The organism is Streptomyces sp. SS1-1 (assembly GCF_008973465.1).
In the GTDB taxonomy this organism is placed as follows: domain Bacteria; phylum Actinomycetota; class Actinomycetes; order Streptomycetales; family Streptomycetaceae; genus Streptomyces.
In genome coordinates this window covers 35,568-53,545 of sequence record NZ_WBXN01000004.1, presented here as the reverse complement: position 1 = coordinate 53,545, position 17,978 = coordinate 35,568, and the positions used below count along the sequence as shown (strand labels likewise).

At 70.5% G+C, this 17,978-nt stretch carries 19 protein-coding genes; 12 read left to right on the top strand and 7 right to left on the bottom strand.

The features are described 5' to 3' along the window. Positions 1 to 15: 15 nt before the first annotated feature. The gene (locus tag F8R89_RS01585; protein WP_151782236.1) at positions 16 to 690 is read right to left on the bottom strand and encodes a CBS domain-containing protein; all 675 of its coding nucleotides are present in this window, start codon (positions 688 to 690) and stop codon (positions 16 to 18) included. A 227-nt stretch (positions 691 to 917) separates the two neighbouring features. Between F8R89_RS01585 and F8R89_RS01580 the strand changes: the two genes are divergently transcribed. Beyond that, positions 918 to 1,379, top strand: coding sequence for a MerR family transcriptional regulator (locus F8R89_RS01580; protein ID WP_151782235.1), 462 nt, complete (start codon positions 918 to 920; stop codon positions 1,377 to 1,379). Between the two features lie 5 nt (positions 1,380 to 1,384). Further along, a complete protein-coding gene (locus tag F8R89_RS01575) occupies positions 1,385 to 2,452 on the top strand; it encodes an SDR family oxidoreductase (protein ID WP_151782234.1) in 1,068 nt (355 codons plus the stop codon). Positions 2,453 to 2,496: 44 nt separating this feature from the next. On the opposite strand, the gene F8R89_RS01570 is transcribed toward F8R89_RS01575, so the two are convergent. Continuing rightward, a complete protein-coding gene (locus F8R89_RS01570) occupies positions 2,497 to 3,396 on the bottom strand; it encodes an SDR family NAD(P)-dependent oxidoreductase (RefSeq protein WP_151782233.1) in 900 nt (299 codons plus the stop codon). A gap of 68 nt (positions 3,397 to 3,464) precedes the next feature. Between F8R89_RS01570 and F8R89_RS01565 the strand changes: the two genes are divergently transcribed. Beyond that, complete coding sequence (locus F8R89_RS01565; RefSeq protein WP_151782232.1) at positions 3,465 to 4,118, top strand: TetR/AcrR family transcriptional regulator; 654 nt, start codon at positions 3,465 to 3,467, stop codon at positions 4,116 to 4,118. An 80-nt stretch (positions 4,119 to 4,198) separates the two neighbouring features. On the opposite strand, the gene F8R89_RS01560 is transcribed toward F8R89_RS01565, so the two are convergent. Next, entirely contained in the window at positions 4,199 to 5,014 is an 816-nt protein-coding gene (locus F8R89_RS01560) for an alpha/beta fold hydrolase (protein WP_151782231.1), read from the bottom strand. 233 nt (positions 5,015 to 5,247) lie between these two features. Here F8R89_RS01560 and F8R89_RS01555 point away from each other — a divergent pair, with 233 nt between their 5' ends. From F8R89_RS01555 to F8R89_RS01545, 3 genes are all read left to right on the top strand, one after another. Continuing rightward, entirely contained in the window at positions 5,248 to 6,165 is a 918-nt protein-coding gene (locus F8R89_RS01555) for an SDR family oxidoreductase (RefSeq protein WP_151782230.1), read from the top strand. Positions 6,166 to 6,226: 61 nt separating this feature from the next. After that, on the top strand, positions 6,227 to 7,423 hold the full coding sequence (locus tag F8R89_RS01550) for an acyl-CoA dehydrogenase family protein (protein WP_151782229.1): 1,197 nt from the start codon (positions 6,227 to 6,229) through the stop codon (positions 7,421 to 7,423). Between the two features lie 162 nt (positions 7,424 to 7,585). After that, entirely contained in the window at positions 7,586 to 8,296 is a 711-nt protein-coding gene (locus F8R89_RS01545) for a helix-turn-helix domain-containing protein (RefSeq protein WP_151782228.1), read from the top strand. Here F8R89_RS01545 and F8R89_RS01540 read toward each other — a convergent pair. Beyond that, on the bottom strand, positions 8,278 to 8,853 hold the full coding sequence (locus F8R89_RS01540) for a dihydrofolate reductase family protein (protein WP_151782227.1): 576 nt from the start codon (positions 8,851 to 8,853) through the stop codon (positions 8,278 to 8,280). The two genes, F8R89_RS01545 and F8R89_RS01540, sit on opposite strands and share 19 nt — an antisense overlap. 132 nt (positions 8,854 to 8,985) lie before the next feature. Continuing rightward, positions 8,986 to 10,026, bottom strand: a complete 1,041-nt coding sequence (locus F8R89_RS01535) for a Glu/Leu/Phe/Val dehydrogenase dimerization domain-containing protein (protein ID WP_151782226.1) — start codon at positions 10,024 to 10,026, stop codon at positions 8,986 to 8,988. A gap of 111 nt (positions 10,027 to 10,137) precedes the next feature. On the opposite strand from F8R89_RS01535, the gene F8R89_RS01530 reads away from it, so the two are divergent. Next, complete coding sequence (locus F8R89_RS01530; protein ID WP_151782225.1) at positions 10,138 to 10,605, top strand: Lrp/AsnC family transcriptional regulator; 468 nt, start codon at positions 10,138 to 10,140, stop codon at positions 10,603 to 10,605. A 256-nt stretch (positions 10,606 to 10,861) separates the two neighbouring features. Continuing rightward, positions 10,862 to 11,926 (top strand): ABC transporter permease, encoded by a 1,065-nt coding sequence (locus F8R89_RS01525; protein WP_151782224.1) that lies wholly within the window; start codon positions 10,862 to 10,864, stop codon positions 11,924 to 11,926. A gap of 137 nt (positions 11,927 to 12,063) precedes the next feature. Here the strand turns inward: F8R89_RS01525 and F8R89_RS01520 are convergent, their stop codons facing one another. Further along, on the bottom strand, positions 12,064 to 12,792 hold the full coding sequence (locus F8R89_RS01520; RefSeq protein WP_151782223.1) for an SDR family oxidoreductase: 729 nt from the start codon (positions 12,790 to 12,792) through the stop codon (positions 12,064 to 12,066). A 76-nt stretch (positions 12,793 to 12,868) separates the two neighbouring features. Between F8R89_RS01520 and F8R89_RS01515 the strand changes: the two genes are divergently transcribed. The 3 genes from F8R89_RS01515 to F8R89_RS01505 all read left to right on the top strand — a co-directional run bounded on the left by F8R89_RS01515 (position 12,869) and on the right by F8R89_RS01505 (position 15,115). After that, the gene (locus F8R89_RS01515) at positions 12,869 to 13,246 is read left to right on the top strand and encodes a MerR family transcriptional regulator (protein WP_151782222.1); all 378 of its coding nucleotides are present in this window, start codon (positions 12,869 to 12,871) and stop codon (positions 13,244 to 13,246) included. A gap of 150 nt (positions 13,247 to 13,396) precedes the next feature. Further along, positions 13,397 to 14,785, top strand: a complete 1,389-nt coding sequence (locus tag F8R89_RS01510; RefSeq protein WP_151782221.1) for a dihydrolipoyl dehydrogenase family protein — start codon at positions 13,397 to 13,399, stop codon at positions 14,783 to 14,785. A gap of 66 nt (positions 14,786 to 14,851) precedes the next feature. After that, entirely contained in the window at positions 14,852 to 15,115 is a 264-nt protein-coding gene (locus tag F8R89_RS01505) for a DUF2630 family protein (RefSeq protein WP_151782220.1), read from the top strand. An 83-nt stretch (positions 15,116 to 15,198) separates the two neighbouring features. Here F8R89_RS01505 and F8R89_RS01500 read toward each other — a convergent pair whose 3' ends face one another. Beyond that, positions 15,199 to 15,558, bottom strand: coding sequence for a hypothetical protein (locus tag F8R89_RS01500; RefSeq protein ID WP_151782219.1), 360 nt, complete (start codon positions 15,556 to 15,558; stop codon positions 15,199 to 15,201). A gap of 303 nt (positions 15,559 to 15,861) precedes the next feature. Between F8R89_RS01500 and F8R89_RS01495 the strand changes: the two genes are divergently transcribed. Further along, entirely contained in the window at positions 15,862 to 17,547 is a 1,686-nt protein-coding gene (locus tag F8R89_RS01495) for a ribonuclease J (RefSeq protein WP_151782218.1), read from the top strand. Positions 17,548 to 17,978: the final 431 nt, after the last annotated feature.

The window sequence follows — 17,978 nt, the reverse complement described above, 5'->3', positions numbered from 1 at the left end:
AGTCCCCGCCACCGCTCAGGCGGAGCGGGCCGGGGGCCCCGGCGGGTCGTCGGGGCCCGCCGGGGGCGGCGGCCTGAACTCCACGGCCACCACCCCGTCGACCTCCCGGCACATGTCCTCCAGCACGTCGACGGCCGTCCGGGACGACAGGCGCCCACTGAGCACGACGTGGCCGTGCGTGACATCCACCTGCACTTCGGACGGGGACTCGCCGAGGGCCTTGACGAGGACCTCCTCGACGATCTCCCTGCGGATCGCCTGGTCCGACCGCAGATACACCCGCAGCAGGTCGCTCCGGCTCACCACGCCGATCAGGCGGCCGTCGGCGTCGACGACGAGGAGCCGTTTGACCCGGTGCCGCGCCATCGTCCGGGCCGCGTCGACCACGCTCCAGTCCTCCCGCGCACACAGCGCCGGCGACGTCATCAGTCCCGCCGCGTCGGTGGCGCGGGCCTTGGCCGGTCCCGCGGAGGCGTCGGTCTCGTCCTCGCCCTCCTGCGGCTCGCCCCACATCTTCCGCAGCAGGTCGGCCTCCGACACCACCCCCAGTGGGCGGTTCTCCTCGTCCACGACGGGAACCGCGGTGATGTCGTACTCCTGGAGCAGGTGGGCGATCTCCTTGAACGGCGTACCCGCCTGGACACGGACGACGGCGTCGCTCATCTGGTCGCGCACCTTCTGGTGGTTCATCGAGGCAAGCATTCCCTTCTCGCACCACCTCTGTGGAAGGAAGCGTCCGGCGGCGGCTCGGCGACGCCTCTGCGCTCCCTCCTCCGAACATAGCCGCACGCGCGCCGCGACCGGCGGCCGAGGCATCCGTTCGCGCGGGACGTCCGGCCGGCTCGGTGACCGGTGGCGACAGGGCTTCCGAGGAGTGAGCTTGACTTCAAGCGCTTGAGGTATCGGAGGCTGTCGGCATGGCGAGAGCGACCAGAGAGCAGACCGGGGACCTGACCATCCAGCAGATGGCGAGGCGCTCGGGCTTCAGCGAACCCACGCTGCGCTACTACGAGCAGATCGGCCTCCTCGGAGAGGTCGCCCGGGACGCGTCCAGCGGTCACCGCCGCTACGGGCCGGCGACCGTGGAACGCGTCGTGGCGCTGGCCTGCCTGCGCTCGTCGGGCATGACGGTCAGCGGGATGCGCCGCTACCTGGACCTGCTCGCGCTGGGAGATTCCGCGGCAGCCGCCCAGCGGGATCTGTTCGCCTCCCAGGCGGACAAGCTCGCCGCCGACATCGAGCAGTCGCGGCTGCGGCTGACGTATCTCCGCCGCAAGGCCGACCTGTGGGACGCGCGCGTCCGTGGGGACGCCGAGGCCGAGAAGCAGGCCGTCGAGGACGTCACGCGCGTCTTGCGCGACATCACACCGAAAGAGTGAACCCCTTGAGCACAGAAGATCTCATCCCTGCCACCTCGGACCGCGGGACGGTGCTCGTCACCGGCGGCACCGGATTCCTCGGCAGCCACTCCGTCGCCCGGCTGATCCGCGAGGGCCACCCGACCCGGGTGACGGTCCGCGGGCCCGGGCAGGAGACCGAAGTACGGGCGACGCTCCGGCAGGCCGGCGTCGACCCCGGGGACCGGTTGGAGTTCGCCGTCGCGGACCTCGCCGCCGACCACGGCTGGGCCGACGCCATGGACGGCGTCAGCCACGTACTGCACCACGCGTCGCCCTTCCCGTTCACCCCGCCCGAGAGGGAGGAGGACATCATCCTCCCCGCCCGCGACGGCACCCTCCGCGTCCTGTCCGCGGCCCGCGGGGCCGGGGTGGCGCGGGTCGTGATGACGTCGTCCTACGCCGCGGTCGGCTACACCCGCACACCGGACGACCGGTACACCGAAGACGACTGGACGGACCCGGACACCGAGGGCCTGCCCGCCTACCACAAATCGAAGGTCCTGGCCGAACGCGCCGCCTGGGACTACGCCCGCAGCCACCCGGACATCGAACTGGCCGTCGTCAATCCCACCGGCATCTTCGGGCCCCAGCTGGGCGACCGGCCGAACGCCTCGGTCGGCCTCGTCGAAGCCATGCTGACCGGGCGGATGCCGGTGGTGCCGATCATGTACTTCGGTGCCGTCGACGTACGGGACGTCGTGGACCTCCACCTGCGCGCCATGACGCACCCCGACGCGGCCGGCGAGCGCTTCATCGCGGTCGGAGGACCGGCGATCAGCCTCTTCGGCATGGCCCGGATCCTGCGTGAGCACTTCCCCGCGGCGGCCGATCTGCTGCCCTCCAGGGAGCTGACGATCGAGGAGGTCCGCGAGGCCGCGAAGGCCGAGCCGGCCCTGCGGGACGCCGCGGTCCTCGGCGGCAGGATTCCTCTCATCAGCAACGACAAGGCCCGTACGGTGCTGGGCTGGCAGCCCCGTGACGTCGCGGACTGCATCGTGGCCACCGCGGAGAGTCAGATCCGGCTGGGGCTGACGCTGCCGAGGGCCGCCTGACCGCGTTCACCAGCCACGCCCGGGCCCGTGCGGCGGTTTTGGGGTCACCGCCCCGGCGCTGGCGGCAGCTCCACCGGGTACGACTCGGCGAAATCGGCCGAGCGGCTGACCGCCTCCCATGCCTCCGCCTCGGCGAGCTGGCGGCGGGAGTAGTCGAGTGCCATGTCCACCGCGTTCACCCCGAGGAGCAGGTGACCGGGAACCTCGCCGCGCCGCACGGTGCGCACGATGATCTCGGCGGCACGATCCGGGTCGCCGGCATTGCGGGACGCGCCTTGACGCACTGTCCTGTCCATGGCGCCCACGGTGCTCTCATAGGCCTCCGGTGTGGCGTGAACGGTCATGGAGGAGCCGGCCCAGTCGGTGGCGAAGCCGCTCGGTTCGACGACCATGAACCGCACCCCGAGCGGTGCGGTCTCCGCGGCCAGGGACCGGGTGAAGCCGTCGACGGCGAATTTGGCCGCCTGGTAGGAGGCGATACCGGGGGAGCCGCCGACGCGTCCGCCGATCGAGGAGATCTGCACCACGGTGCCCGATCCCTGCTGTCGCAGGACGGGCAGGGCGGCCTTGGTCACGTGGTAGACGCCCCAGAAGTTTGTCTCGAACTGGGCCCGGAAGTCGTGGTCGTCCGAGGTCTCGACCGGCGACACGTTCGCGTAGCCGGCGTTGTTGACCACGACGTCGAGGCGGCCGAAGCGGTCGAGTGCGGCGTCGATCGCCGCGCGGGCCGCGTCGGCGCTGGTGACGTCGAGCGGCAGTGCGAGAACTCGGTCGCCGTACTCCTTCAGCTCCTCGGCGAGTGCCTTGGGGTTGCGGGCGGTGGCGACGACGAGGTCACCCGCCTCGAGGACGGCGGTGATCAAGGAGCGTCCGAGTCCGCGTGAGGAGCCGGTCACGAACCAGACGCGCTGCTGTGCGGTGCGGGTGTCAGTGTTTTCACTCATGCCTTTAGTGAAACACCGTTCTCTTAATAAGGCAACATCGTTTTGTTATGTGTTCCTATGATGACTCCATGACGCACCCAGCCTCCTTCCAGCGGGCCCGAAGCGCGGAAGCCAAACAAGCGCGCGAGACAGCGATCCTGGAAGCGGCCCGCCGGCTGGGCGGGGAACGCGGCATCCGGGACGTCACCCTCACCGACATCGCCGCAGCGGTGGGCATGCACAAGTCGGCCCTGCTGCGCTACTTCGAGACCAGGGAGCAGATCTTCCTCGAGCTCACCGCCGAGGGCTGGCGCGAATGGTCCGCGGAGCTCCGTGCCCGACTGCGGGCATGTGAGAAAGGGGACCCGGCCTGCGTCGCCGACGCCTTCGCCTCGACACTCGCGGCACGTCCCGTGTTCTGTGATCTCCTCGCTCAGGCTCCTCTGAACCTGGAGCGCAACGTGTCACTCGAGGCGGTGCGCACGTTCAAGCTGGTCACCCTGCGCGAGGTCGATCTGATCGGCGCCGAAGTGCACCGGCTCCTGGGCCTCGACCAGCAGCAGGTGCTCGATCTGGTCTCCGCCGCCACCGGCATGGCCGGTGCCCTGTGGCAGATGGCCAGCCCAGGCCCCCGCCTGCGCGATCTCTACGCCAGCGACCCCCGGCTCGGACACGCCGTCGTCGAGGTCGAACCCCGCCTGCGCCGCATCCTCACCGCGTTCCTGGCCGGAACGAAGGCATGAGTATCCGGGGGCGGGGCACCGGCGCCGCCCGCCACCTGTGAACCCGCCGCGAGAGCGCGTATCCGCACTGCCCCGTCGCGTCAGGCCGAGTCGGCGACTCGCGTCTGAAGGAACCGCAGCAGAGCGTCGTTGAAGCGTTCCGGCTGCTCGGCGCCCGGCAGGTGCCCGGCACCCTCGATGACGGACAGCACGGCGTGCGGGACGAGACGGGCGATGGCTTCGGCGTCGGACACCGGCGTGAAGACGTCGTCGGCGCCGACGACGACCAGCGCCGGGCACCGCACATCGGCGAGCGTCTCCGCGTAGTCCGCCCGCTCGGCCCGCCCGCGCAGGGCGGCCGCGGCACCTCGGGGGTCGGTGGCCCGCATCATGCCGAGGACATGGGCGGCCACGTCCGGCAGGGCGGTGACGTTGTACGCGGCCAGCATCTTGTCGATGACCTCGTCCGCGTAGCCGTCCATGCCGTCGGCGAGCAGCCGGTCGGCCAGGCGGTTGCGGTACGCCTTCCCGTCGGCGGTCTCCGCAGGTGCCGAGGTGTCCGACAGGACGAGAGCCCGTACGCGGCCGGCGTACCGCCGGTGTACCTCCATGGCGATCTGCCCGCCCATCGAGACACCGCCGACCACCGCCCGGTCGATGCCGAGCGAGTCCAGGAGGCCGACAAGATCGTCCGCGAAGTCGGACAGATAGACCCGTCCGGGAGTGACGTCACTGTCGCCGTACCCCCGCAGGTCCGGGGTGATGACCCGGTAGCCGGCGGCGACCAGCGCCTTGCTCTGCGGAGTCCACAGGGTGCGGTTGAAAGGGTGCCCGTGGATCAGGAGGACCGGCGGCCCCGTCGACGGGCCGTTGTCGTCGTGGTGGAGCATGGCGCCGTTCACCAGAGCCTGGCTCATCAGCCGTTCCTCGCAGAGGCGTTGAGGTCGTCGGGGCAGGCTAACACCCGTACACCGTGCGGGCCCGAGCTCCAGCCCCGGCCCACGCGGACCGCCGGCCACCGGAGCCTGGCGCGACCGAAGGGGGCCGTCGGGGTGAGAGGGCGCCGTGCACGGTTTCGAGCGGCATCCAGCCCAGGGAGGGCACAAGCAGAAAACGCCGACACGTCGCCGCACCGGAGAGCGAGAACCGTATGCACAAGGACGCCGTCCACGACTCTCCTCTACGAGGACGGGTCGCGGTCGTCACCGGGGCCGCCCGCGGAATCGGCCACGCCCTCGCACGGCAGCTGTCCGGCGCCGGCATGCGCGTCGCCCTGCTGGGACGCGAGGCGCAGTCCCTCCACGAAGCGGCATCGGCACTGCCCGGCCCGACCCTGTGTGTCGAGGCCGACGTCACGGACCAGGACGCACTCGACCACGCGGCGGAGCAGGTCGCGCACGAGCTGGGAGACGCCTCCGTGGTCGTCGCCAACGCAGGCGTGGCGGCGGGCGGCCCCTTCCGCCAGATGGACCCCGGCCTGTGGCGGCGCGTCATCGACGTCAACCTGATCGGCGCGGCCGACACAGCCCGCGCCTTCCTGCCCCAACTGACCCGCACACGCGGTTACTTCCTGCAGATCGCCTCGACCGCCGCCTTCGGCTCGGCACCCATGATGAGCGCCTACTGCGCATCCAAGGCCGGCGCGGAATCCTTCGCCCGGGCCCTGCGCGGCGAGGTCGAACCGGACGGTGTCGCCGTCGGCATCGCCTACGTGCACTGGACCGGCACCGACATGATCAGCGGCCTGGACGATCACCCCGTCCTCCGGGCCCTGCGGGACCACCAGCCGTGGTTCGCCCGCCGTGTGCACAGCCCCGAACAGGTCGCCGGGTGGCTCACCACCGGAGTGCACCGCCGCGCCCCCCACATCTACGCCCCGCCCTGGCTGCGCTGGTGCCAGCCCCTGCGCCCACTGTTCCCCGCCGTGGTCACCCGCGTGGCCCGCCGTGAGCTGCGGCGGTCGACCGCCGAGGAACTCGGTGTCGACGTCGGGGTGATGGGCCCGGGCGGACGCGCCGACTGGGACGCGCACAACTCCGAGTCCCGGCGCTCCCGCCCCCCTCGATGACCCCGCACGAATACACGCGGGCAGACGCATCACGCGACAGAAGCGTGGAAGACGGCAACCCATGACCACGCATACGGATCTTCAGAACGCCGCCGACTTCTACGACTTCGAAGCCGCCCTGTCCCCGGAGGAGCGCAAGACCCTGCTGAGGACGCGGGAGTTCATGCGGGACCAGGTGGCACCCCTGGTGGCCGAACACTGGGCCGAGGGCGTCTTCCCCAAGGAACTGATCGGCAGATTCCGGGACAGCGGGCTGGTCGGACTGTCGTACGAGGGCTACGGCGACGACCACGGCCCGGCCGCCAGCCACCTGCTGACCGGCATGATGGCGATGGAGATGAGCCGGGTCGACGCCTCGGTCGCCACCTTCTTCGGCGTCCACAACGGGCTCGCGATGTACTCCATCCAGGCCGGAGGCGACCAGGCCCAGCGTGACCGCTGGCTGCCCGCCATGGCCAGGATGGACACCATCGGCGCGTTCGCGCTCACCGAGCCGCTCGACGGCTCCGACATCGCGGTCGGCATGCGCACCACGGCCCGGCGCGACGGCGACACATGGGTCCTCAACGGCGCCAAGCGCTGGATAGGCAACGCGACCTTCGCAGACCACGTGGTGGTCTGGGCCCGGGACGTCGAGGACGACCAGGTCAAGGGATTCGTCGTCGCCAAGGGCACCCCGGGCTTCACGGCGGAGAGGATCGCGAACAAGACCTCGCTGCGCATGGTCGAGAACGCGGACATCACCCTGGAGGACGTCCGCGTACCGGAGGCCGACCGGCTGCAGAACGCGTCCTCCTTCCGTGACGTCGCCGAGATCCTGCGCGCCACGCGCAGCGGCGTCGCCTGGCAGGCGCTCGGCGTGATGATCGGCGCCTACGAACTGGCCCTGCGCTACGCCACCGAACGCCGGCAGTTCGGCCGGCCCGTCGCGGGCTTCCAGCTCGTCCAGGACCTCCTGGTGAAGAGCCTGGGCAACATCACGTCGAGCTGGGGCATGCTCCTTCAACTGGCGCGGCTGCAGGACTCCGGTGTGTTCAAGGACGAGCACTCCTCACTCGCCAAAGCCCACGTGACCGCTCGCATGCGGGAGGTCGTGGCCTGGGCCCGGGAGATCTTCGGAGGCAACGGCATCGTCCTGGACTACGACGTCGCCCGCTTCTTCGCCGACGCGGAGGCGATCTACTCCTTCGAGGGCACCAGGGAGATGAACACCCTGATCGTCGGCAAGGCGATCACGGGCGAGAGCGCGTTCGTCTGACACGCCGGCCCGCCCGCCTTCGACGCGAGCGTGCGCTCTCCCTCGCACCTGGGTCCGGTGGCGCCGCAAAACAAGAGCGAGTCCGAAGACTCTGAGGACGTCGGGGTCGCTCGGGCTCCGCTGTCGGCCCGTGGCTACGTCCGCCGGTCGTATCCTGCAGGCGTGGAGCTGCGTTTCGGGATACGGCGGTCGGACTCACCGTGGGTCGACAGCGTGTGGACCTGCACCAGCGAGCGGGTCACGACGATGACGTCCGTCGCCGGTGTGCGCTGGGGCCTGGTGTTCTGGGAGCAGGACGGCCGGCCCTACGCGGCGGTCACCGGTCCGGAGACCCGGACGAGCACGGCCCCCGTCCCCGAAGGCGCCGTCTTCACCGGCATCGATTTCGCCGTCGGCACCTCCCTGCGAGCCCTGCCCACCCCGCGACTGGTCGATGGAGGCGTGGAACTCCCCGACACCACCCGCCGGACGTTCCGGCTGGACGGTGCCCGCTGGCGGACACCCGGCGCCGACGACGCCGAGGCCCTGGTCGGCCGACTGGTCGAAGCCGGCATCGTCATCCTCGACCCGCTCGTCGCCGAAGTGCTGCGAGGCCACGAACCGGACGTGTCCAGCCGTACCGTCGAGCGCCGCTTCCGCGCGGCGACCGGTCTGACGCGGGGTGCGGTACGGCAGATCGAACGGGCCCGTACGGCGGCGGAGCTGCTGGCGGCCGGTGACACGGCCGCCGACGTCGTCGCCAAGCTCGACTACTTCGACGAGCCGCACCTCGCCCGGGCCCTGCGCACCTACGTGGGCCGCACCGCCGGACAACTGCGCGACGGCACGGGCGGCGCGATCGCACTCGACCTGGGTCAGCGCCTGACGTCGTAGACCAGCTTCAGGATGCCGTTCGAGTAGCTCTCCGACTCCCGCAGCGACAGCATCTGCTTCTCCTGGTCGGCCCGGTGGAACAGGCTCTTTCCGGCGCCGAGGAGGACGGGGAAGACGAGCAGGTTGTACTGGTCGATCAGACCGGCCTCCGACAGCCGCCGCGCCAACTCCGCGCTTCCGTGGATGTAGATGGAGCCGCCCTCGCCCTCCTTGAGCCGGGCCACATCCTCCGTCGTCCGCAGGATCGTCAGGGACCCCCACCCCTCGACGAGGGCGTCATCCGACAGCGTGCTCGACACGACGTACTTGGGCAGCTCCCTGTAGGAGGCGTGGTCGTCGGAGGCGGGCCAGACGGGTGCGAACGCCTCGTAGCTGCGACGGCCGAACATCAGCGCCGTCGTGTCGGCCAGCTCCTCGCCCTTCAGCGACCACGCCTCCGGGACGAACTCCAGGTCCTTCACGACCCAGCCCCCGCTGCGGTGCCCTTCCTCGGGCCCACCGGGCGAGTCCAGCACGCCGTCGAGCGACATGAATCCGGTGTAGACCAGCTTGCGCATCTGCGTCTCCTCATCACGGGCACCGCTTGTGACGTCAGGTTAGGTGGCGGCAGGGACGACGTCTTGGACGGAAACGACACGAGGAGCGCAGCGCACCGGCGGCCCGTGTCGGAGCCTGAGAGACGTGGCGTCTCACGCCGAGGCCGCTGCGGCCCGCAGCCGGTCCGTGGCCAGCGCGTCGGCTGCCTGCGCCGGGGTCTGGCCACGCCGGCGTGCCGTGTCCAGCAGATCGTGGACCGTGTTCTCGATGGCGAGGACGCGCGTCCGGGCCTCATCGGCGCCGGCGTGGTGGAGTTCGGTGCTGACGGCATGGATGACCCCTCCCGCGCTCGCGACGTAGTCCGGCACCCAGAGGATGCCGCGATGGTGCAGCAGGTCGGCGACGTCGGGGGAGGCGAGCTGGTTGTTCGCCGGTCCCACCACCGCGCGGCAGCGCAGCCCGGCCACGTTCTGCCTGGTCAGGACGGATCCGAGAGCAGCGGGGACGACGATGTCCACCTCCGCGCCGAGGATGTCGTCGGGTGAGCTCCAGACGGCACCGAGCTCCTCGGCGACGCCACGCTTCCCCGCGTCGACGTCGGTGACCGTGAGGTGAGCCCCCTCGGCGGCGAGCAGGCGGGCGAGAGCGGCTCCGACGCGCCCCAGCCCGATGACGGCGAGACGGCGGCCGTCCATGCTCGCGGTGCCGTGCACCTGCCGTCCGACAGCCCTCAGCGCGGCCAGACTGCCCTGCGCGGTGTGCGGGGAGGAGTCCCCGCTGCCGCCCAGATGCGCCGGCCGGCAGAACACGTGCGGGGTGGTCTCGCTGATCAGGGCCATGTCGTCGGGGCCGGTCCCGACATCCGGTCCGGTGGCGTACTTTCCCCCGAGCGAAGCGATGACGTCCGCCACGTCACGCAGCACGTCGTCGCGCCGACCGGGGTCGAGCGGCCCGCCCTCCGGCAGCACCACGACCGTCTTGCCCCCTCCGCTGGGCAGCCCGGCCACCGCGAACTTGGAGGTCATCGCGGCCGACAGGCGCAGGGCGTCGGCGAGTCCGTCCCGCCAGTCCCGATACCTCCAGAGGCGCAGCCCACCGGCCGCCGGGCCGAGGACCGTCGAATGGATGGCCACGATCACCACCAGCCCTGAGCGCCTACCGGTGTGGATGACGACCTGCTCGTGCTGCACCATGGCACCGCGTCCCCTCATACGTTCGGATGTCAGCCGTCATGCTGCACGGATGACGCGCGAAGGAGGACCGCCACCGAACGTCTGCGTGAAAGTGGGCTACGGTTGCCGGCCATGGACGAACTTGATGCAGAGATTGTCGGCCTTCTCCAAACGGATGCGCGGATGTCCAACCGGGAGCTCGCGCGGCGACTCGGCATCGCTCCCTCGACCTGCCTGGAGCGGGTCCGCTCGCTCCACCGCCGGGGCGTCATCCGCGGCTACCACGCGGACATCGACCCCGCGGCGCTGAACCGTGGCGTGCAGGCGCTGGTCTCGGTCCAAGTGCGCCCGCTCAGCCGCGCCGTCATCGACGGCTTCAAGGGCTTCGCGAGCGGCCTGCCGGAAGTGCTCCACGTGTTCGTGCTCTCCGGAGGCGACGACTTCCTCCTCCACGTGGCGGTCCAGGACCTCGACCACCTGCACGCCTTCCTGACCGACCGGCTCAGCAAGCGAGGCGAGATCACCGGATTCCGCACGTCGCTCGTCTTCCAGCAGGTGAGCAACACGGCCCCGTCCCGTCTGCCCCCGCCCGGCCCCTGAGTCGGACGCCGAACAGGCCGGCCGCCCATGGTGGCTTTCACCCGGTCACGGCGGGTGTTGGTGCCTCGATCGCCGTGTGCGACGCGTGAGGATGGGGCCGGGCTTCAAGGCGCTACGCCGAGCCGACGGCTGAACGGGACGGAGCGACGCTGCCGCGGACCCGCCCCGCCGGCGACGCGCGGGCACGGCTTCAGGCGCCTCGTTCCGCCTGGGTGAGCATCGGCGACGCGAGTGCGAGGGATGAGGGACGGGCGGCGTGCAGGACGATCGGGAACGGCCCGAGGGCCGCTGGGCCCGCCTTCGCAGGAGCCCACAGTGGCCCGCGATCGTGCTCGTGTTCATCGTGTCCGTGGCGGCCGGGCTGTTCGCCTGGTCGTACACGTACGCGATGGCCAATCCGACCCCGCACCGCCTTCCGACGGCCGTCATCGGGTCGTTCGAGGCTCAGCGCGGCGAGGAGTATCTGGCGGGGCTGGGCAAAGCCCTCAACTCCTCGGTGACCACGCACGAGTACGCCTCGAAGGAGGCGGCGCTGGAGGCCGTCGAGGACCAACGCGTCTTCGCGATCCTCGAGCTGCGTGACGGCGGGCGGCATGTGGTGCTGGACGTGACATCGGCTTCGGGCGCCTCGGTCGCGGAGCTGTTGAGGCAGGCGGCTCCGGCGGTGGGACGGGAGACCGGCGTGTCGGTGACCGTCCGGGACGTCAACCCACTGCAGAAGGGCGATCCCCGCGGCCTCGCGATCTTCTACATCTCGCTCGCCGCGGTGATCATCGGCTTCATCGGCGCCATCCAGCTCAGCGTCCACGCTCCGGCGCTCACTCCGGCCGAACGGATCGCCTTCACGGACACCTACGCGCTGCTGGGCGGGTTCGCCATCGCGGCGGCCGTGGACTGGCTGCTCGGGGCACTCGCGCTGCCGTTCGCGGAATCGTGGTCGATCCTGGCACTCACCATGTTCACCAGCGGCATGACCTTCACCATGTTCAACACGCTGATGGGCCGTTGGGCGATGATCCCGACCTGGGGCGTGATGGTCGTGCTGGGCAACCCGTCGTCGGGCGGCGCGGTCTCATGGCCGCTGCTGCCGTCGGTGCTGGGCACCGTCGGACGGTGGCTGCCGCCCGGCGCCTCGGTCAACGCCCAGCACACGGCGGTGTACTTCTCCGGGCACCAGCACGCCTTCCCGTTCCTGGTACTGACCGGCTGGGCGGTGGTGTCCAGCGCGGTCTTCTTGATCTGGCACCGGCGTCACCCGGGCGGCAGGGAGAGCCGGCCGGCCGACGAACAAACGCCCGACGGAGGCGAAAGCCGCGCCTGACACGGGCGTCGACGCTCCCGCCGCGCCACTGCGTGACCCCGCGGCCGCAGTCGCAGGAGGCCGACCACGGGCACCGCCCCGCCGTGCGCGTGGCCGGCCCCGTCGAACCCATGGAGGGCTCAACGGGGCCGCTGAGCTCAGCCCGCCACCAGCGCCGCCAGAGCACGGTCCATGGCGGCGTTGAACTCCTCCGGCGCCAGCGGCAGACGGGACTTCACATCCCGGCTCCACTGGTCGGCGAGGACCTCCGCGGACCCGGCCTCGACCCCGTCGAGCGCGGCATCGGCCAGGTCGGACGGAGCGATCTTGGCCACGGGCCAGCCGGCGGCCATGTCGGTGTCGGCCAGTCCGAGGTGCACGGCGGTGACGAGCGTGCCCTGATCGGCGAGCTCCAGGCGCACACCGTTGGTCATGGCCCACGCGGCGGCCTTGGTCAGGTGGTAGCCGGTGGCTCCCTTGCCACCGAACCACGACATGGCGGAGAGGACGTTGACGATGGCGCCCCCGCCGTTCGCGGCCAGCGTCGGCGCGAAGTGCCGGATCATGTCCAGGTGGCCGAACGTGTTGGTCTCCAGTTCCCGGCGCAGCGTGTCCAGTGATCCGGTCACGAGGTCCGTCCCCGTACTGATGCCCGCGTTGTTGATGAGGAGGGAGACGTCCGGGGCGGCCTCGGCGGCGGCCCTGACGGACGCGGGGTCGGTGATGTCGAGGGGCAGCACCTCGACGCCGGGCAGGTCCACGGCCTCCGGGCGGCGGGCTGTCGCGTAGACCTTGTGAGCGCCCCGCTCCAGCAGACGCTGGGCGAAAGCGCGACCCAGGCCACGGTTCGCTCCGGTGACAAGGGCGACGGAGTTCTTGATGTCCATGTCCCGTACGCTAAAACCTGACGTTGACGTCAGAGGCAAGTGCTGATCGTCGGCGGCAGGGTGAAAGGAGTCACCGTTGACTGGCACGACGGACACGAGCGAGCGCCTGATCCGCATCGGTGAGGTGGCACAGGGCGCCGGCGTCTCGGTGCGCGCGGTGCGCTACTACGAGGAGCAGGGACTGCTCGCCCCGGAACGCAGTCCGTCCGGCCAGCGCCTGTACCGGCAGGACGCCATCGCCATGGTCCGGTTCTTCCAGCAGATGTACGCCGCCGGCCTGACCAGCAGCAGGATCACCGAACTGCTTCCGTGCTGGAAAGCCGGCCACACCGACGCCGACCAGCGAGCCATGCTGCGCGTCGAGCGCGAACGCATCCAGGCCAAGATCGACGAGCTGGTGGCCGCCAGGGACCGCCTCGACCAGGTCATCGCGATCACGGACACACACCCGTAGGCAACGCCCGCCGACGAGCACACCGCGTACGGAGCCGGCACCGAAGGTGACGACGCCGCGCCCGTCCGGCCGGTGATACGGCCGCCGGATGCGACCGGCGGACCCGCGGATGAGGATGGGGGGACGGCATTCGCGGTGAAGGAGCGGGGCATGGCGCAGGCGGACACGGGTGTGGAAGAGGTCGATCTCCTTGTCGTCGGGGGTGGCAAGGGCGGCAAGACCCTCGCCATGGACATCGCCCGCGGAGGCGGACGCGTGGCCATGGTCGAGCGGGGCATGATCGGCGGCACCTGCATCAACGTGGCGTGCATTCCGACCAAGAGCCTCGTCACCAGCGCCAGACTCCTCGACAGCCTGAGCCGTGCGGAACAGGTGGGCGTCCGCACCGGCGAGGCCGTGGCCGACCTGGCTCTCCTGCGCGCGCACAAGGAGGGCGTGGTCGACGGGATGGTCGACCTCAACCACCGCCAATTCATCGAAAGCGGCATGGACTTCATCCTGGGGACCGCGCGCTTCACGGGGGAGCGCACGGTCCGCGTCGAGTTGAACGAAGGAGGCCACCGGATCCTGCGCGGCAAGGACGTGGTGATCAACACCGGTACGACACCCGCGATGCCCGACCTTCCCGGGCTCGCCGAGGCGGAGCCCCTCACGAGCGAGACACTTCTGCGCCTGGACCGGCTCCCGGAACACCTGATCGTCATCGGCGGTGGCTATGTCGGACTGGAGTTCGCCCACATGTTCGCCGCGTTCGGCAGCCGGGTCACGGTGCTGCACCGCGGTGGTCGTGTACTGCCCCGGGAGGACCCCGACGTATCGGAGGCGCTGACCGGCTTCCTCGGTGAGGCCGGCGTGGATCTGCGTACGGGCGTCAAGCTCATCGGAGTCTCACGCGGCCCGTCCGGTGTCACGGTCGACCTCGGTGATCGAGGCGAGGTCACCGGCACGGACGTGCTGGTGGCCGTCGGCCGGGAACCGGTGACGCGGGATCTCGACCTGGACGCCGCCGGCGTCCGGACGGACTCGCGTGGCTTCGTGGAGGTCGACGACCGGTTGGCGGCCACGGCCCCGCACACCTGGGCGGTCGGCGACGTGGCCGGCAGCCCGCAGTTCACGCACGTGTCCCTGGACGACTACCGGATCGTCAAGGCGAACATCGCAGGCGGCGACAGGCGCACGTCCGGGCGGCTGGTGCCGTGGAACCTCTTCACCACCCCCGAGTTGGCCCGGGTCGGCATGACCGAGACCGAGGCCCGGGCCGCCGGCTACGACGTACGGATCGCCCGGATGCCCGTCGCGGCCATTCCGCGAGCCCGTACGCTCCGGGACACGCGCGGCGTCTGGAAGGCCGTCGTGGACCGGGCAACCGAACGGATCCTGGGCGTGGCGCTGATCGGCCCGGACGCGTCCGAGGTCCTGACGGTCGTCCAGACGGCCATGCTCGCAGGCGCCCCGTACACGCTGCTCAGGGACTCGATCATCGCTCACCCCACCATGGCGGAGGGCCTGAACATGCTCTTCACCGCCTGGACCGACTGATGCAGATCCACCGTGCTTCGGCTGCGTGGGCACAGCCGAGCATCCCGTCCTGAGGGAGTGAATCCCATGTCGAATTCCGAAGCAGAGGCCGAGAAGCAGATCCTCGGCCGTATCCAAGACATGATCGGCCAGGAGAAGGACCTGCGCGACCGCCTGGCCGAGAACACCATCGACCAGCCGACCGAACACGAGCGACTGGCTCAGCTGGAGACGGAACTCGACCAGTGCTGGGACCTGTTGCGCCAGCGCCGCGCCCGGGCCGCCGCCGGACAGGACCCCGGGGACGCGCACGTACGCCCGGCCTCGCAGGTGGAGGACTACCTCTCCTGACCTCGGCCTCGACCTACCGGCGCCCAGCGGGGCCCCACCGGCGTACGCCGGCAGAGCCCCACCCTTGCAGCGGGTCGATCTCGTCAGTGGTCGGAGTAGCTGAAGTCGCCCACGGTCCAGGCGCTGACGTCCTCGATCGCGACGCGGTACATCCCGCCCGTCTCCGGAATCCCCACCGTGCCCTGCAGGATCCGGGCGACGTGGAAATGCAGATGCGTGGGCGGTCCGTCCTTCTCCGCGGGGGTGTCGAAGACGGCCGAGAACGCGCCCAGGTCGGCGGAGTCCGTCAGCACCTCGGACACCCGCTGCCTCCACATGGCTTCCGGGGCCAGCCGACCGGTGATGACGGCACCACTGGTGATCGCGGTCAGGGACATCTGATTGCTCCGGCCGGTCTCCACGAGGGCGGCTATGGCAACGAGCAGCTCGTCAGGCTTCGGCATGGCACCGGATTCTATGCACCGGCCTGCCTGGGCGGTGCAGCGGTGCCGCGACCGGGTGAGCCGGGTGAGCGGGGCGCGGACGGCCCGCGTGCTGGCGCACGGCGGCGGCCAGGGGCGCGCGTCGAGGCACGCGCTCAGCTGTCCCTCGGCCGTCCCGGGGCTGTCGGCCGGCTGTCGTTCGGCCGTCGCGTTGCTCGGTCCTCGCCCACCCGGCGCCGTACCGCTGCCCCCGGCGGCCGCCGGGCGGAAGGGATCACAAGGGCAATGGATCATCCTGTCCGGCACTCCGGGTACCGTCAGGGTATGAGTCATCCGCACCCTGAACTGAAGGCCGCCCCTGCCCTGCCTGAAGGAGGGCTGCGTGTCACCCCCCTGGGCGGCCTGGGTGAGATCGGCCGCAACATGACCGTCTTCGAGCACGCCGGCAAGCTGCTCATCGTCGACTGCGGCGTGCTGTTCCCCGAGGAGACCCAGCCCGGCGTGGACGTGATCCTGCCGGACTTCACCTCGATCCGGGACCGGCTGGACGACGTCGTGGCCGTCGTCCTCACCCATGGCCACGAGGACCACATCGGTGGCGTTCCGTACCTGCTGCGTGAGCGGTCCGACATCCCTGTCGTCGGCTCCAAGCTGACGCTGGCGTTCCTGGAGGCCAAGCTCAAGGAACACGGGATCCGGCCGCGCCCGGTACGGGTGCGGGAGGGGGACCGGCGCGGCTTCGGGCCCTTCGACTGCGAGTTCGTGGCGGTCAACCACTCCATCCCCGACAGCCTCGCGGTCGCGATCCGCACGCGGGCCGGGATGGTGCTGCACACCGGCGACTTCAAGATGGACCAGTTCCCCCTCGACGACCGCATCACCGATCTACGCGCCTTCGCCCGTCTCGGCGAGGAGGGCGTGGACCTGTTCCTCACCGACTCCACGAACGCCGAGGTACCCGGCTTCACCACGTCCGAGCGTGAGCTGAACCCGGCGATCGAACAGGTGATGCGCACCGCGCCGCGCCGCGTCATCGTCTCCAGCTTCGCCAGCCATGTGCACCGCATCCAGCAGGTCCTGGACGCCGCCCATCAGTACGGCCGCAAGGTCGCCTTCGTCGGCCGGTCCATGGTCCGCAACATGGGCATCGCCCGTGACCTGGGCTATCTGAAGGTCCCCTCGGGACTGGTCGTGAGCACGAAGGAGCTGGAGAAGCTTCCGGACCACAAGGTCACGCTGGTGTGCACCGGCTCCCAGGGCGAACCCATGGCCGCGCTGTCCCGGATGGCCAACCGGGACCACATGATCCGCATCGGCAAGGGGGACACCGTCCTGCTCGCCAGCTCCCTCATCCCCGGCAACGAGAACGCCATCTACCGGGTGATCAACGGACTCACCCGGTGGGGTGCCCACGTGGTCCACAAGGGCAATGCCAAGGTGCACGTCTCCGGGCACGCGAGCGCCGGCGAACTCGTCTACTGCTACAACATCGTCAAGCCCCGCAACGTCATGCCGGTGCACGGCGAATGGCGCCACCTGCGGGCCAACGCCGACCTCGCCATCCGTACGGGCGTCGATCCCGAACGGGTCGTCATCGCCGAGGACGGCGTCGTGGTCGACCTCGTGGACGGGCGCGCGTCCATCACCGGCAAGGTCCCCGCCGGCAACGTCTACGTGGACGGCATGGAAGTGGGCGGCGCCACCGAGGCCTCCCTCAAGGACCGCCTCACCCTCGCCGAGGAAGGCGTGGTCACGGTGGTGGCGATCGTCGACGCCGACACCGGCGCGCTCGCCGAGGCTCCCGACTTCCTGGCCCGCGGTTTCGTCCACGACGACACCACCTTCGAACCGGTCATCCCCGTCATCGAGAAGACCCTGGCCACCGCGGCGGAGGAAGGCGTCGGGGACCCGCGCCAGCTCGAACAACTCATCGCCCGCGCCGTGGCGAACTGGGCGTTCCGCACCCACCGCCGCAGGCCCCTCATCATCCCCGTCATCATCGACGCCTGAGCGAGCCGCTGGGCGCCGGGTGCCGAAGACGGCACCCGGCTCCCTCCGCTTGGACGAGTTCCTCCGGGAGCTCTTTCCGGGTGCGTCCACGACAGAGCACCTGCACTGACTGGGAAGAAAATCTATCGCGGCGACAGTAGAAATCCACGAGTCGTGGAGCTAGGCTGTTGCACGTACCCAGAGTCGAAGTGGGCGCGGCAGGCAGAACTGCCGCGCAGGCACGTCAAGCAAGGCGCGGCCCGCGGGCCGCGAGCATCCCGCATCAGCAGTAACCGAAGGTAAGGAGCGAAGCGCCATCAGGATCGCCCGGGCGAGCGAGACCGCCCGGGTACCGCAGGCCCCGGATTGGAAGGTGGTCCCCGGTCACGCATCCGCGATCCCCGCAGCCCCGCCCTCCGAGGTGGAACTCCCTGCGGACACAGAAGACCGGC